Source organism: Aliivibrio thorii, assembly GCF_057368585.1.
This window is the reverse complement of the sequence record NZ_CM170654.1, coordinates 1,319,412-1,334,201: the sequence shown is the minus strand read 5'-3', so window position 1 is coordinate 1,334,201 and position 14,790 is coordinate 1,319,412. Positions and strand designations below refer to the sequence as shown.

At 37.0% G+C, this 14,790-nt stretch carries 17 protein-coding genes; 6 read left to right on the top strand and 11 right to left on the bottom strand.

Features of this window, described 5'->3' with window-relative positions:
* Positions 1-53 precede the first annotated feature (53 nt).
* On the bottom strand, positions 54-1,601 hold the full coding sequence (locus tag AC2IP4_RS05995) for an arylsulfatase (RefSeq protein WP_105054853.1): 1,548 nt from the start codon (positions 1,599-1,601) through the stop codon (positions 54-56).
* Positions 1,602-1,824: 223 nt separating this feature from the next.
* On the opposite strand from AC2IP4_RS05995, the gene AC2IP4_RS05990 reads away from it, so the two are divergent.
* The 3 genes from AC2IP4_RS05990 to AC2IP4_RS05980 all read left to right on the top strand — a co-directional run bounded on the left by AC2IP4_RS05990 (position 1,825) and on the right by AC2IP4_RS05980 (position 6,092).
* Entirely contained in the window at positions 1,825-3,375 is a 1,551-nt protein-coding gene (locus tag AC2IP4_RS05990) for an arylsulfatase (protein ID WP_375322543.1), read from the top strand.
* A 68-nt stretch (positions 3,376-3,443) separates the two neighbouring features.
* A complete protein-coding gene (locus tag AC2IP4_RS05985; RefSeq protein ID WP_375322544.1) occupies positions 3,444-4,349 on the top strand; it encodes an AraC family transcriptional regulator in 906 nt (301 codons plus the stop codon).
* Between the two features lie 171 nt (positions 4,350-4,520).
* Positions 4,521-6,092 carry an arylsulfatase gene (locus AC2IP4_RS05980; RefSeq protein ID WP_375322545.1) on the top strand — a complete coding sequence of 524 codons (1,572 nt, stop codon included), beginning with the start codon at positions 4,521-4,523 and terminating at the stop codon, positions 6,090-6,092.
* 60 nt (positions 6,093-6,152) lie between these two features.
* On the opposite strand, the gene AC2IP4_RS05975 is transcribed toward AC2IP4_RS05980, so the two are convergent.
* Together AC2IP4_RS05975 and AC2IP4_RS05970 are read right to left on the bottom strand one after the other, a co-directional pair.
* A complete protein-coding gene (locus tag AC2IP4_RS05975; RefSeq protein ID WP_105054857.1) occupies positions 6,153-6,428 on the bottom strand; it encodes a nitrogenase-stabilizing/protective protein NifW in 276 nt (91 codons plus the stop codon).
* A 191-nt stretch (positions 6,429-6,619) separates the two neighbouring features.
* Complete coding sequence (locus AC2IP4_RS05970; RefSeq protein ID WP_375322546.1) at positions 6,620-6,964, bottom strand: hypothetical protein; 345 nt, start codon at positions 6,962-6,964, stop codon at positions 6,620-6,622.
* A 224-nt stretch (positions 6,965-7,188) separates the two neighbouring features.
* Between AC2IP4_RS05970 and AC2IP4_RS05965 the strand changes: the two genes are divergently transcribed.
* The 3 genes from AC2IP4_RS05965 to nqrM are packed head-to-tail and all read left to right on the top strand — an operon-like array spanning position 7,189 to position 8,107.
* Positions 7,189-7,476: a DUF134 domain-containing protein gene (locus tag AC2IP4_RS05965; RefSeq protein ID WP_375322547.1), complete on the top strand. Its 288-nt coding sequence runs from the start codon at positions 7,189-7,191 to the stop codon at positions 7,474-7,476.
* Positions 7,473-7,913 carry a NifB/NifX family molybdenum-iron cluster-binding protein gene (locus AC2IP4_RS05960; RefSeq protein ID WP_375322548.1) on the top strand — a complete coding sequence of 147 codons (441 nt, stop codon included), beginning with the start codon at positions 7,473-7,475 and terminating at the stop codon, positions 7,911-7,913. The genes AC2IP4_RS05965 and AC2IP4_RS05960 overlap by 4 nt, the downstream gene beginning before the upstream one ends.
* Positions 7,910-8,107 (top strand): (Na+)-NQR maturation NqrM, encoded by a 198-nt coding sequence (gene nqrM / locus AC2IP4_RS05955; protein ID WP_105054861.1) that lies wholly within the window; start codon positions 7,910-7,912, stop codon positions 8,105-8,107. Before AC2IP4_RS05960 ends, nqrM begins: the two co-directional genes overlap by 4 nt.
* Before the next feature lie 111 nt (positions 8,108-8,218).
* Here nqrM and AC2IP4_RS05950 read toward each other — a convergent pair whose 3' ends face one another.
* From AC2IP4_RS05950 to AC2IP4_RS05915, 8 genes are all read right to left on the bottom strand, one after another.
* Complete coding sequence (locus tag AC2IP4_RS05950) at positions 8,219-8,578, bottom strand: DUF4156 domain-containing protein (protein ID WP_375322549.1); 360 nt, start codon at positions 8,576-8,578, stop codon at positions 8,219-8,221.
* A gap of 187 nt (positions 8,579-8,765) precedes the next feature.
* Positions 8,766-9,218, bottom strand: coding sequence for a YccF domain-containing protein (locus AC2IP4_RS05945; RefSeq protein ID WP_105054863.1), 453 nt, complete (start codon positions 9,216-9,218; stop codon positions 8,766-8,768).
* 75 nt (positions 9,219-9,293) lie between these two features.
* Positions 9,294-9,455 carry a hypothetical protein gene (locus tag AC2IP4_RS05940; protein WP_375322550.1) on the bottom strand — a complete coding sequence of 54 codons (162 nt, stop codon included), beginning with the start codon at positions 9,453-9,455 and terminating at the stop codon, positions 9,294-9,296.
* A gap of 54 nt (positions 9,456-9,509) precedes the next feature.
* Positions 9,510-9,962, bottom strand: coding sequence for a hypothetical protein (locus AC2IP4_RS05935; protein WP_375322551.1), 453 nt, complete (start codon positions 9,960-9,962; stop codon positions 9,510-9,512).
* Between the two features lie 131 nt (positions 9,963-10,093).
* On the bottom strand, positions 10,094-11,362 hold the full coding sequence (locus AC2IP4_RS05930; RefSeq protein ID WP_375322552.1) for a DEAD/DEAH box helicase: 1,269 nt from the start codon (positions 11,360-11,362) through the stop codon (positions 10,094-10,096).
* 172 nt (positions 11,363-11,534) lie between these two features.
* Complete coding sequence (locus tag AC2IP4_RS05925) at positions 11,535-12,566, bottom strand: cytosolic protein (RefSeq protein WP_375322553.1); 1,032 nt, start codon at positions 12,564-12,566, stop codon at positions 11,535-11,537.
* Positions 12,567-12,772: 206 nt separating this feature from the next.
* Positions 12,773-13,591 carry an alpha/beta hydrolase gene (locus AC2IP4_RS05920; protein ID WP_486310666.1) on the bottom strand — a complete coding sequence of 273 codons (819 nt, stop codon included), beginning with the start codon at positions 13,589-13,591 and terminating at the stop codon, positions 12,773-12,775.
* 190 nt (positions 13,592-13,781) lie between these two features.
* Positions 13,782-14,753, bottom strand: coding sequence for a hypothetical protein (locus tag AC2IP4_RS05915; protein WP_375322555.1), 972 nt, complete (start codon positions 14,751-14,753; stop codon positions 13,782-13,784).
* Positions 14,754-14,790 lie beyond the last annotated feature (37 nt).

The window sequence follows — 14,790 nt, the reverse complement described above, 5'->3', positions numbered from 1 at the left end:
CTAACTGAAATAAAAAAGGGCTCCGAAGAGCCCAAACATTATGGGAGATTTAATTACTTATTATGAGGCTGTTGCAGCTTTTCCATTACCTGATCCAAGCTGAAGCTTGCGGCTTTTTGACGAGGTGGGAACTCTTCAAATGTCGCTAAATACTTACCAACATACGCTTGCGCAGGAACAAACATATACGCATGATCTAATAACCAATCATAATAAGTATTTGACGTTACGTCAGCAACTTCGTATGGGTCCATGCGTAAGTTAAACAGCTTAGGCACACGTAATGTAACAAACGGTTCAGCCCAAATTTGAAGCGTACCTTTCACACGTTGCTCCATGAATACCGCTTTCCATTTGTTATAACGAAGTGCCGCTAAATCGCCATCATCCGTAAAATAGAAAATTTCTTCACGGCGACCTTTTTCTTCTTCACCAGTTAGATAAGGAAGAAAGTTGTAGCCATCTAGGTGGTTTTTAAAGCTCTTATTACCAAGCTTAGTTCCTTTTTTAAGCTGGTCTTTGATCTTGTCGTTTCCAGCAATAGCTGCAAATGTTGGAAGCCAATCCATATGGTGCATAATCTCATTCGATACTACACCCGGTTCAATCTTACCCGGCCAACGAACCATTGCAGGAACGCGGTATGCCCCTTCCCAGTTGGTATTTTTTTCACTACGGAACGGCGTTGTACCTGCGTCTGGCCACGAATTCATGTGAGGGCCATTATCCGTGGAATAGAAAACTATCGTATTATCTTTAATACCTAGTTTATCGACCGCTTTTAAGACTTCACCAACGTGATTATCATGCTCAACCATACCATCAGCGTAATTACTGATACCCGTTGAACCTTGTAATTCAGGTTTTACGTGAGTTCTAAAATGCATTCGTGTTGCGTTCCACCATACAAAGAATGGCTTATCCGCTTTAACTGCTCGACCCATAAAGTCAATCGCAGCAGAAACCGTTTCATCATCGACAGTTTCCATACGTTTACGTGTTAAAGGACCCGTATCTTCAATTTTTCCATCAGCATAAGATTTAATAACACCACGAGGACCGAATTTTTTACGGAATTCAGGATCTTTAGGGTAATCAATATTCTCTGGCTCTTCTTCAGCGTTTAGATGGTAAAGGTTGCCAAAAAATTCATCAAATCCGTGCGCTGTAGGTAAAAATTCATCTTTATCACCAAGGTGGTTTTTACCAAATTGGCCAGTCATATAACCCAATGGCTTAAGCACTTCAGCAATGGTTGCATCTTCTGCTTGTAGGCCAATATCAGCACCTGGTAACCCAACTTTACTTAAACCAGTTCGTAGAACACTTTGTCCAGTAATAAAAGTAGATCTACCCGCCGTACAGGATTGTTCACCATAATAGTCGGTAAACATCATCCCTTCTTTAGCAATACTATCGATATTCGGTGTTTTGTATCCCATTAAACCAAAGGTATACGCACTAATGTTAGATTGACCAATATCATCGCCCCAAATAACCAAAATATTTGGTTTTTCAGCGGCCAATGTATAACCCGAAGCTCCCATCAATACTGCACTTAGTATTGTTAGCCTGCGCTTCATTCCTTTTTTGACTTCCATATAAACTCCTGTTTCCATTGACAAAAAGAGCACCATTAAAGGTATAGTACATAAACCCTAAAACGACAATAAATATACAACAATTACTTCACTTTTTAACTACATAACTACTGGTTATGAACTTAATAACCAATTTCGATACATCGTTTTTTCCGCTTTTGCAGGATAATGCCGTTTTCTTTCCAATATTATCTAGCTGAAATTATTCTTTCAGGAGATATCGATGAACAAAGTAGTAAAAAAAACAGCCATCGCAACAGGGCTTGTTTTGTCAGGAATTCAAGTTGCTTACGCTGCAGATCAACCAAACATCCTTGTCATTTTTGGTGATGACATTGGTTATGGCAATATATCAGCTTATAACCAAGGTATGCTGGGTTATCAAACACCGAATATCGATAGTATCGCCAATGAAGGTGCTCTATTTACCTCTTATTATGCGCAGCAATCTTGTACTGCCGGACGATCTGCATTTATTACAGGACAAATGCCGATTCGAACGGGCTTAACTAAAGTTGGGATGCCGGGAGCTAAACAAGGATTACAAGCACAAGATATTACCCTTGCTCAAACCCTAAAAGATTTAGGTTATACGACAGGACAATTCGGTAAAAACCACTTAGGCGATCGTGACGATATGTTACCGACTAATCATGGTTTTGATGAATTTATGGGTAACCTTTACCACTTAAATGCGGAAGAAGAACCTGAATACGATGATTACCCTAAAGACCCTAATTTCCGTAAAAACTTTGGTCCTCGAGGAGTCATCCACTCTTACGCTGATGGAAAAATTGAAGATACGGGTCCTTTAACACGTAAACGCATGGAAACCATTGATGAAGAAACCCTTGATGCTGCTATGAATTTCATGACAAAAGCAGTGAAAGCAGATAAACCATTCTTCACTTGGTATAACGCAACTCGTATGCATATTCAAACTCATGTTAAAGAAGAAAATCTAGGTAAAACCGGACTTGGGTTTTACGCCGATGGCATGGTAGAGCACGATAGCATTGTCGGTGACTTACTGGATAAAGTTGATGACTTAGGCATCAGTGATAATACCGTTATTATTTACACCACAGATAACGGACCAATGAATGCAACATGGCCAGATGCTGCATTTGGCCCATTCCGCGGTGAAAAAAATACAGGCTGGGAAGGCGGATTCCGTGTACCTGCAGTAATTAAATGGCCGGGCCACATCAATCCTGGAACAAAACTAAACGGAATGTTTGCAGGTGAAGATTGGCTACCAACATTAACTGCGATTGCTGGGAATAAAAACATCAAGCAAGAGTTATTAAAAGGCTATAAAGCAGATAATGGCACCACTTATAAAAACCATTTAGATGGTTACGACCAAGTAAATTACTTAACAGGTAAATCAAAGGACAGCGCACGTAAAGAGTTCTTCTATTGGTCTGATGATGGTGACCTACTTGCAATGCGTGATGGTCGCTGGAAACTTCACTTTAAGATCCAAGAGCATCAAGGTTGGGAAGTATGGACTCGTGAATTCACAAACTTACGTATTCCTATGATTTTCGATATGGAAGTAGACCCATACGAGAAAGCAGATCAAGGTTTTGGTTACGATGAGTGGATGTTTAAGCATGTATTCTTACTTGTTCCTGCACAAGCAAAAGTAGCAGCAATGCTACAAAGCTTTAAAGAGTTTCCACCACGTCAAGAAATCCCTAGCTTCTCCGTTGATAAAGTTATGGATCAAATGATGAATATGGAAAAAGTAGCTAACGCTCGTAAATAATTCCAATATTATTTAGGGCTCCCATGAGCCCTATTTTAACGCTTTTAAGATAGATAAAAGGCTAACTCATGCCATTAAATAAACACTTCACTTTTGATGAATTTAGTGAAAAATTATGGTCTTTATTCCATGGGCAAGCACTTATCACTACATTTAATTCTCCACTGAATGAAGCCTGCTTTTCGTTTCAATACCTTGAACGAAATAATGTAGATTTTTATTTATTTGAAAGTCCTGAACCTTTATCTTTATTCAGTTTTCATCTACCCCAATCATTCAAACCAAAAACACTATTATTATTAGACGTCAACAATAAAGGATTACGTTTTAATGGCCTCCTTTGCGAAGAACATCAATTTGCGTTAATTTCAGAAAAAAGCCAACACCCTTTTTGCCTTCAAATACCAGCCAACTGCCCTATTTTAGTTTGTGATATAAATACAAATAACAAACAATTCCAGGAACTTTGTAATAGTTTGGTTCCTGTTAATATCGATATAAAATATGCACAAGAATTAAAAACTGTTGTTCGCCATGCTAGTAAGATACTCCCTAACAAAGATTCAAATGTTGGCGCAATATTATTAATGCGAATTGTCGAAATCTTATCTTTGCACCCTACACCAATGCGTCCCCAATCGTTAACAGGAAGAAGTCGCTTGCCAAGACGAAGTTTCATTCCTAAATGTGTCGATTATATGATGGAAATGTCCTCCACCGATGCCATTAAGCAATTAGCAAAAGAAAAAAACATTTCCGAAAAAACAATCAGAAATGCTTTCAAAGAAACGGTTGGATTTACCCCAAAAGAGTTTGAACAAATCAGTAAATTGTTTGCCTTTCGTAGAGCATTAAAACAACCTGAAATTGTTACCGTATTCGAAGCAGCCATAGCAAGTGATGTATATCGATGGTCTCGCTATGCCAGTCGATATTCTAAAATTTTTAAAGAGTTACCAATTAAAACTCTTTGAGAAAGCTCTCACTTTACGTGAAATCAAAAAACACTACCAAACCAAATAAAATCTTTAATATTCAACCAATTAAATATAAAAATAACTTTTGGTTATAACGCCTATAAAGCGACGACTAATTATTTCTCATTTAGAGTGCAGCTAATTAATCATAACTAATTGGAGTTCTTTATGGGTCATCATTTAAGTAAGATCGCTGTTGGTGTCGGCTTACTTGCCACATCAGGTGCCGCACTCGCGGCTTCTCAACCTAATATCCTTGCCATTTTTGGTGATGATGTAGGCTATTGGAATATCAGTGCTTATAATCAAGGCATGATGGGCTATCAAACCCCAAACATTGACCGTATCGCTAATGAAGGTGCACTTTTTACTGATCACTATGGACAACAATCTTGTACAGCAGGACGTGCTGCTTTCATTACAGGCCAAGAACCTTTCCGTACCGGTTTATTAACCATTGGTATGCCAGGATCTGATCACGGTATTCCTGATTGGGCTCCAACTATTGCCGATCTTCTTAAAGAACAAGGTTACATGACTGCTCAGTTTGGTAAAAACCACCTTGGCGATCAAGATAAACACCTACCAACAAATCATGGTTTTGATGAGTTCTTCGGCAACCTTTATCACTTAAACGCAGAAGAAGAACCTGAAACTTATTACTACCCTAAAGATCCTGAGTTCCGTAAAAATTACGGGCCTCGTGGTGTTATAAAATCATACGCTGACGGCAAGATTGAAGATACCGGTCCTATGACACGTAAGCGTATGGAACATGCAGATGAAGAGTTCTTAGATTCATCACTTGCTTTCATGGAGAAAGCAGTAAAAGCAGATAAACCATTCTTTATCTGGCATAACACAACACGTATGCACGTGTGGACTCGCCTACAAGAAAAATACCAAGGTAAATCAGGAGTAAGTATTTATGCTGATGGCATGCTTGAGCACGATGACCAAGTTGGTATCTTACTTGATAAGCTTGACGAGTTAGGCGTTGCAGACAATACCATTGTTATTTATTCAACGGATAATGGAGCAGAAACAGCAACATGGCCAGATGGCGGTGCAACTCCATTCTATGGTGAAAAAGGGACAACATGGGAAGGCGGTATGCGCGTTCCACAGCTTGTACGTTGGCCTGGTACAATCAAACCAGGAACTAAAATCAATGAAATGATGGCACACCAAGATTGGCTTCCAACCTTACTTGATGCCGCTGGTGTTCCTAATGTGAAAGAAAAACTGGCTAAAGGCTATAAAGCTAATGGCAAAGAATTCAAAGTACATATTGATGGTTACGATTTCAAACCGTTGTTTGAAGGTAAAGTTGATAAAGGCCCTCGTGAATCACTACTTTACTTCACAGCAAATGGTGAATTAAATGCGGTTCGCTGGAAAGATTGGAAACTAAACTTTGCAGTGATGGAAGGTAATATCTCGAATGCCGTTCGTCTAGAGCCAAACTGGCCTCAAATCATCCACCTACGTGCTGACCCATTTGAAAAAGCACCACATGAGTCTGGTATGTATATGCGCTGGATGGCAGACAACATGTGGTTATTCGTTCCAATGCAAGATGTATTAGGTCAGTTCTTTAACACTCTACCTGATTACCCAATGCAGATGAGTACGCAAATGAACCCAGCAGCAATTAGCTCTCAATCACTTCAATTGAAAGCAAAAATGCAGCAATTAGATAAGCTTCAACAACAAATGAATAGCTTAAATATTAAGTAATTCATTCGTTAAATAAAATCCCCTTAATGTTTATTCACTAAGGGGATTTTTTATATCTCATTATCGACGTTGGCACGTAGTACAGCCTCGACAAGCAGACCGAGTATGTTTACTCAAATAGCTCCTTTGCACCTTACAATATGCATTTTTAAGGGCGCGGCGAGCAGAAAACCAATCATCCGGCTTTGTCAGTAACAAATACCCATTAAAACGCTTCATGAGCTGTAGGCGATTCTCATCAATAAAACGACTATCAAAACCAATGTCAAAATGATCTAATGCTTGCTCTATCTTGGTAAAACTCGCTATTGTTTTTTGAATCTCTTCTTGGCTCATTATTTATACCAATACCATTGACTAGCTATTCTGCTCATTACAGAAATTAGTGTAAAAGTTAATAGATATTCAATTCTTGATGTAAAACGTCTATTGCCTTATTTATATTGATAAATAATCGAAAAAATGCCCCCAATACTCAAAATATTGAGGGCATCCCTTATTATTATCTGCTAACTTTCACACTGCATTTAGTGCTTAAAAGTATTCATTTCTGTGGCACTTGTTGCAGTTAAATCACCCGCTGGATTCAATAAATGCGGTAAGATTTTAGGTAGATTCAATACAATATCTTTATCTTCAACCGGATAAATCACTTCATTATACCAACCCAGCAACCCCATTGATGCATAACCAATAGCATCGTTGTCTTCACGGTGTTCAATGATGATTTGTAGAAAACGCAAGATTGCTCTGTCGTTTGATCCTGCTTGCTCACGCGTTGTGTGAAAAATCTTAGTCGCTTCAACTACTAGCCCTGCATATTCAGTTTCAACTGAAACCTTAAAAGAGCCACCATCAACAGATATTTTCATAATATTTAGCCAATTAAATTATTCTAATTAGGCCGAATAATAACGAAAAATACGTTCTTTGTCGTGATTACTTCTACAAACCAATTGTTCTAAGTAAAGGAAAATAGCGCCGTGATTACTTTTTAATCTGACTACTGAACTAGTTTTTAGCATATGCCAAGAATAATTATTGGCATATGCTAAAAACATTCTTATAATCGTTTTATATTTAATGGAGAGTATTCATGGCTAGACCTAAAAAGTGTCGCAGAATCTGTGGCAGAGCACCTTACAGTTGCTTTAAGCCAAATGGTGTACCTACAACTGAACTACCACAAATTAAGTTACTTGCTGAGGAATTAGAAGCTCTACGCCTCGCCGATTTTGAAGGTCTCAGCCAACAAGAAGCGGCTGAACAAATGATGGTTTCACGTCAAACCTTCGGGAATATTGTTAAACAGGCAAGGTTCAAAGTAACGAGTTGCTTAGTGCAAGGAAAGGCCTTAATGCTCCAAACGGAGAAAGAAGAATGATATTTGCAATCCCCTATCAAAATGAACGCATCGCTGGCCATTTTTCAAAAGCAGAGTCGTTTGTATTTACCAATAAGAACGACTCTATAATCAGAAATAATCCAGCATTGAATAACGACAGTTGTGGTGGAAAAAAATCCCTATTAGCACTATTAAAAGAACAACAGACAGATGCTGTCTTAATTCGAAATATTGGACAGAAGATATTAGCAAAACTACTTAATGCTAATATTCGTGTTTTTCGCACATCTGGTCGTGTATCACTAGAAACACTAAAACTTTCTGAACTAACAGAACTAATCGACCCCTCTCAAGGACGCCCATGTAAAAACAGCAAAAAAAACTGCTGTAAAAAAGAAGTAAATACACCACCGAGAATATTAAAGCCTCAACAAAACATCAACGGGCAGTTTACTGTATTTGGAGTGAAACAATGAGTACCCTATTCATTACTTTTAGCGTTTTTATACTCGTTATTTTATTAATGGCGCTAGGGGTAATTTTTGGTCGAAAAGAAATTCAAGGCAGTTGCGGCGGGCTAAATAATGTCGGAGTTAATAAGGTATGTAATTGTGAGACTACCTGCGACGAACACAAACTGTATCAAATATCAGAGCCTACCGATAAATAAATTAAATCTTATCACTTACAGTCAGTATACTTAGAAAATAAGCAGTGATGATTAACTCACTTCACTGCTTTATTTAATATCATCGGTTAAATATGGTTACTATATTTGTTATTATGCTGACGGTTTTACTTCTTCTTTTTTATCACATAGATAAGCGTTACCAAACATAGTTACTGAACTTGAAAAATTCAAAGGCTGAAATAAATATAATGTATTAGCCCCCAATGCTGCAGTTTTAATACGCATTTGGTTTAATGTTCCCCAAACCATATTTTTATCTGCATGTAACCAATAATCATAAAAATGGCCTTCAGAACCAAATACAATTCCCATTCGTTGACAGTCTTTTACCTCATCAACCTCATCCCAGATAACGTCTACTTTTTCTGATTCTTGAGTTGGAAAAGTAACACAGCCAGTTAATAGCATAATAGTAGATGCCAGCATGATGCCAGCCATTAGCGTTTTCATTAAATAATCACTAACAAAATAAATGTTGCGCGATTTTAGTGAAAAAAAATCTGCTGGCAAGTTAAAAATGAATAGACGCGTAAATTAAATAAGAATAAAGTGCGAATTTATTAGGTAGATATATTATTTATATAAAGATAAATAGCATCAATAACAATGATATTATCGATGCTATTTGATATTACACTTATCGCCACTTATCTGCTTCTGCTCTTGCATTTGCATTACGAGCGGCCGCTGCAACTTCTTTATCTACAATTGTCTGCCCAATAGGAGCAATAGAAATGGCAGCAAGCTTTAAGTGCTGAATCGCAAATGGAATACCAATAATAGTAACAAAGCACGCAACCGCTGATATTACATGTCCGATTGCCAGCCAGAAACCCGCAAAAATAAACCAAAGCACATTACCTATAAAACCAAGGCTACCTGTACCAATGTCTTCATTTAACGTCAATTCATCACGCGCAATCGCTTCTTTTCCAAAAGGAAAAAATGAAAATCCAGCAATAACAAAACACGCTCTCCCCCATGGGATACCAATAATACTAATGAAAGCAAGAATGCCAAAAAAGCACCAAGCCAAGCCCATGAATACACCACCAAAAAGGAACCAAATTAAATTACCAATTGCGCTCATTTTCTTTCCTTAACTTAAATATGATTACTTATATAACGTGAAACATAGTACCACTATTACAAATCAATACTGTAATTAATCATCAGCACCACATTTTGCACATTCATCATAGGTTCTTTCCCCTTCGCTGATCACTGTATATTGAATGACACACTTTTCACACAAAGCGAGAATTGGGTATACTTCTTTTCTTTTTTTTGAAGCAGTATTACCTTCGGTTGTATAAAACTTTCTCATCGAGATACCTTATATTTTTCCAAATTTACTTTGGATTAAGATTCAATATATTATCTATTTAAAAATAGTTTTCGCTTTTAAGGTTTCTTCTTCACTAACACCATCCTGCAAAGAAGGGTTAGTTGGGTAGCTCTTACCATCAAATGTCATAAGTACATTCCCCTTCCCTTTGGACCAAACAATTAAGTTATTCCATCCATTCTTTTTTGTCTCAGTAACCCTTATTGGCGTACCAATAACCGTACTTTTAGAAGTAAGAGCAAAGTCTGATCCTGTATTTTGAAAAACCAACATTGAACAACCACCAGAACCACACCAGTTCATGCCTTTTAGCATAACAACGGCATCTTCAAGTCCATCATTATTTAAATCGGTATAAGCGACATCAAAATCTGCGGCATTATTTTCAAGCGCAACTGAAACCGCTTGATGTATATCTGGCCTTAACTGGGGTTGCTCACTACAACCAAACAAAAACAATGAAAAAGGTATCCATAACAATTTCATACAAGCTTCTCCCTAATAATCTTAGTTATATCAGTCTAAATTCACCTTTCAATAGTACCATTAAAACAAAAACACCCGACAAGGTTAAGTGTCGAGTGCTTTTCATTCTAATTTAATAACTTACGTTATATTTACCAGTTATCTGGGTATTTTCTTTTGTTCTTCTTGCCAGTGCCTTCTGGTTTTGCCACTGGTTTAATCGCTTCTAATAAAGCTTCTGTGATCTCTTCATCCACTTCAAAACCTGCGATTTGTTCACGCTCAAGACGAATTTTGTTTTTCTTCTCAATGATTTTGAAGTGATGATAATCTTCAAAATCAATTAATGATAATGCTAAACCCACTTCACCTGCACGGCCACTTCGACCTATACGGTGCATGTAATCAGCAGGGCTTCTTGGTAAATCAAAGTTAATTACTACTGGTAGCTTTTCAATATCTAAACCACGAGCCGCAATATCAGTTGCGATTAACACTTCAATCTCACCGGCTTTAAAGGCTTCAAGAACACGACTACGAGCGCCCTGTCCTTTATCACCATGGAATACTTCAGCAGTAATACCACGTTTAGAAAGTTTATCAGCTAAGTGATTACAGCTGTTTTTCGCATTAACGAAAATAAGTGCTTGTCGCCATTCATTCTGATTAATCAAATGTGCTAAAACTGCGGTTTTCTCACCTTTATTAACGGTAAATACACGCTGTACTAGTGTACTTGCATCTGCACTTTGTAATTGAATCTCAACAGGGTCATTAAGTAACTCTTGAGTTAATGTTTGTACTTCTTCAGGGAACGTTGCTGAGAACAATAATGTTTGCTTGTTCTTTGGTACTAATGAAAGCAACTGATTAAGCTCATCAGTAAAGCCAAGGCTTAGCATTCTATCTGCTTCATCAAGTACTAAGGTTTTTACTTTATCAAGCTTAATAGCATTACTTGAAATCAAATCCAGTAATCGACCCGGAGTCGCAACCAAAATATCAGCACCACCACGCAGTGCCAGCATTTGAGTATTGACTGAAACGCCACCAAAAACAGAAACGGTTTTAATCGCACCATTAAAATGCACCGCATAAGATTTAATGCTGTCAGCCACTTGCTTAGCAAGCTCACGAGTTGGAACTAACACTAGACCAGTAACATAGTTACCTTTCGTATTTTGTACTTTGCCTGATTGCTGAAGTTCAGCGATTTGCTGCAACATAGGTAAAGCAAATGTTGCTGTTTTACCTGAGCCTGTGTTTGCTCCCGCAATTAAGTCACGTCCAGCTAAGACACTTGGGATAGCTTGCGCTTGAATAGGCGTTGGCTGTTGATATTCCAGCTCAGTTAACCGCGCTAACAAAGGAGAAATAAGGCCAAGTTCAGTAAAGTTGGCTGGAGATGTAATAGTGCTCATTAATATAAAGGGCTCAAAGCTAAGATAATAACTGACTATTTTAACTTATTTTTGCTTTCTAAAGTGAATTAAATCCATCATCCAAGCTGTTCTATTAATAAAAATAATAGCTCAAATACAACAACGCCCCATTTTAAACGGGACGCTTTTTCTTCAGACAACGAAAGAAAATCTAAAGTAGCTGTCTAAGCTTATGTTCAACTAAAGGATCGTTTGGCACTAATTGCTGAGCCATTTCTAATAATTTAATCGCATCTTTAGGATGATCATCTTGATGTCTAATTGCGATATCAATAAGCGGCTGCACATCAATTTGTGCTTGATGCTCTTGCACATGTTCTTCTTTCTCATCAATCAGAATATTATGAGCTTTACTTAAAAGACCCAAACGATGTTCTGAACTCGAATTCACTTTGCTAAGACTTTTGTAATAATCTTCTTTAAAGCGCAATGTTCTCGTTTGTTGGCGGAACTGAGCAATATCAATCTGTTGATTACGAATGAAATCGACGGCGACTTGTTTATAAAAGCCAAATTTATTCAAGTAAGTTGCATGAGTTCCATGCCCCATACCAAACACTCGTAAGTGGGTCAGTTCTGGGTAGCGTTTAGCATGCAAACGGTCTATACGGTTGGTTGGGTCATAAATGATGTAACCCTTCGCTTTACCTAAATCAAGATCGTGATAGTCACCTTCCCAATCAAACTGCTGTGCAATTTCAGTACTAGAGCGATCATCCCAAGGAGCTGTTTTTTGGTTTTTAGTACTAACTGGGTGAAACAGTAATACTTGGTCAAGTTGCAATAAATTTGCAAAAGCACCGACAGCAAAACCACCACGACTCAGCCCATAACCTAAACGATAAGTAAAAGGTTCAAGCAACGTAGCTAATTGTTCTAAAAAGAAAATCAAATTTCGACTACGAAACCAATTGCTTTTTCCTAAGTGTTGGAAAGAGATAACGTTCACTTGCTGTTTTTGTGCTAAGTGGTAACCCCAAGGTGCAAAATCTTCATGCAGATCTTGCTCTTGTACGTTAGTTCCAGCAGGAGAAAAAGTGAATAATAGCGGCTTGTTCACATCAACAAAGTTATATTTAACATATACGTTGTCTAGTAAGTCTCCACCAGACATTGGCAGTTGTGCTTGTTGCTCTGAACGTGAGTTGGTTAACCACTCATCTAACCAATATAGTAATTTCATTTAATCTTCCATCAAAAACAGGCGCGAGATTGTATCAAAGATAGCCGTTAAACGAAAATTTTAGTTTGAACACTAATAATTACAGTTGGAATGATTTCGGTACAAAAAATGCCAAGTTATACATATAACTTGGCATTTAATATGAAAGAAGTGAAGAACATTCGATGACTCGGTTAAATCCATCGGAAACGATTTAATCGTTATTTTTACTCTAGATGGCCAATAAACTTATCTACTTCCTTGTAAAAAAGAGGAGCATCGTTTTGAACCCAATGATTAGCATTTTGAAATGGTATATTTTCTAACGAGTTAATAAAGTTTAATGCTTCTTTACACTCATCAAGACTATTTGTTCCCCAAAAATAACATTTAGGTAAGTCTAAATTCTCATACATTTGCCCCCATTCAACAACGCCTCTTGAGTCAAGTGTTTTATGTTGTGCATATATTTCACTGGCGGTTTCCCCTAATACGGTAGAAGAACAACGCCTCAATGATGATAAATATTTAATCCCTGCACTGTGCCCCCAAAAGAACGAGAATTGTTTAGCAAAGCCATCTCCATGCACCCATGATTCAAACTCAACCTTATCAGTGCTACGATATTTATCAGAGATAATTTTGGACAAAATAATGCTTTCTTCGTGTAATCCACCTTCTGCATTAATAAACCCATCAATTCTATTTTGATCATCAAGGTTACACGCTAACGTACCAACATCCCCACCCCAAGAATGGCCAATAAGAACACACTTTTTAACCTCTAGTAAATCAAGCGCTTTTAATACACGCAAAGCTTGAAACTTAGTAGTATGGGAAATATTAGATGCAGGAGAGTATCCATACCCACACATATCAAACATGACTAAATTATATTGAGCAAGATAATCAAGCGCATCAACAAAACAAAGATGAGACTCCCCTAACCCATGAATAAAAACGACTGTTTTCTTAGACGATTCAAATTGGGTTGATAAACAATATAGCTTATCATCATCAATATCTAACCATTGTTCATTTAGCATGTAATCCCTCAACCTTACAATTAATACACCTATTGATACTATACAAATCAATAAATAATTTAAATCATAAAAGAGCAAATCTAAAGACAGGTTATGAACAATAATGCATCTATTTATCGATATTTAACAAAAAATACCAAGTCAATCTCATAGCTTGGTATTTAATACTAAGTATTACAACCCTACAGATCTAAAATTGGCTGTTTTCAAAACGATATTTAAGATCGATAGCCAGGTTGCTTGGTAACGTAAGTTTGACATCAAGCGCGTCAGGCAATCTGTCACCATCCGTATTTTGATAATTATATTCATACTGAGTAATATTATCACCGCTTGTTTCTTTGAGGTATTTAATCGGAAAGAAAGCAAGCCCAAAAAAGTCCATATCAACTTTCCACTCTTTTATTGGGTCTACATAATGTACACCGTATATCAATGAACCATCATCTATGTATTCTAACTCCACTACTCTTACCAAGTTACCTTGTTTTTCATGGGTTGCTTTTTTAATTTCACCATTATCATAATAGTCTAATTTCAGAGTATTTCTATCCAAAACGGTATGGCTCAATTTCTTAATCTCTTTCACTCTTTTTAGTCGTCCATCAGAGTAATAAGAATAACGGTAAACAAGTTTCAATTTATCTAAACGGTTATCTGATTTTTGAATACGTTTAATTAAACGTCCTTCATCACTGTATTCATATTTAATAGTATACGTTTCCTCTGGTAACCCCTCTAAATTGGAAACATGATCGTTAAACACCTTTTTACGCTCAATACTAACAACCCTTTTGTCATTAATTTCTTTGTATTCATATTCAGAAATAAAATTTTGTTTGGTATGTTTAATATGAGAATCAGGATTATTAGGTTGCATCAAAGCCTTCGCTACTTTTACAGTCCCATCGGGGTTATATTCGTAGTTAAAAATACTGTCTAAATACTTACGTTGAGTGACTTTATTTTGTTCATTATAGAGATACTCTCCAACAATACTTTCCTTTTCCTTAAGGATTTTAACGAAGGTGTTTAGCCGTAAATTATTTGCTATTACTGAATTTTGATCGACATAATCTTCAAAAACAGAATAACGTTCATAAGCATAAAGTTGAGGACTTATTATTAAAGCGATAGCGGTAACCGCACATTTTATATTCACAATTATTTACTCTTAATTAATAGTTAATACGAAGGAA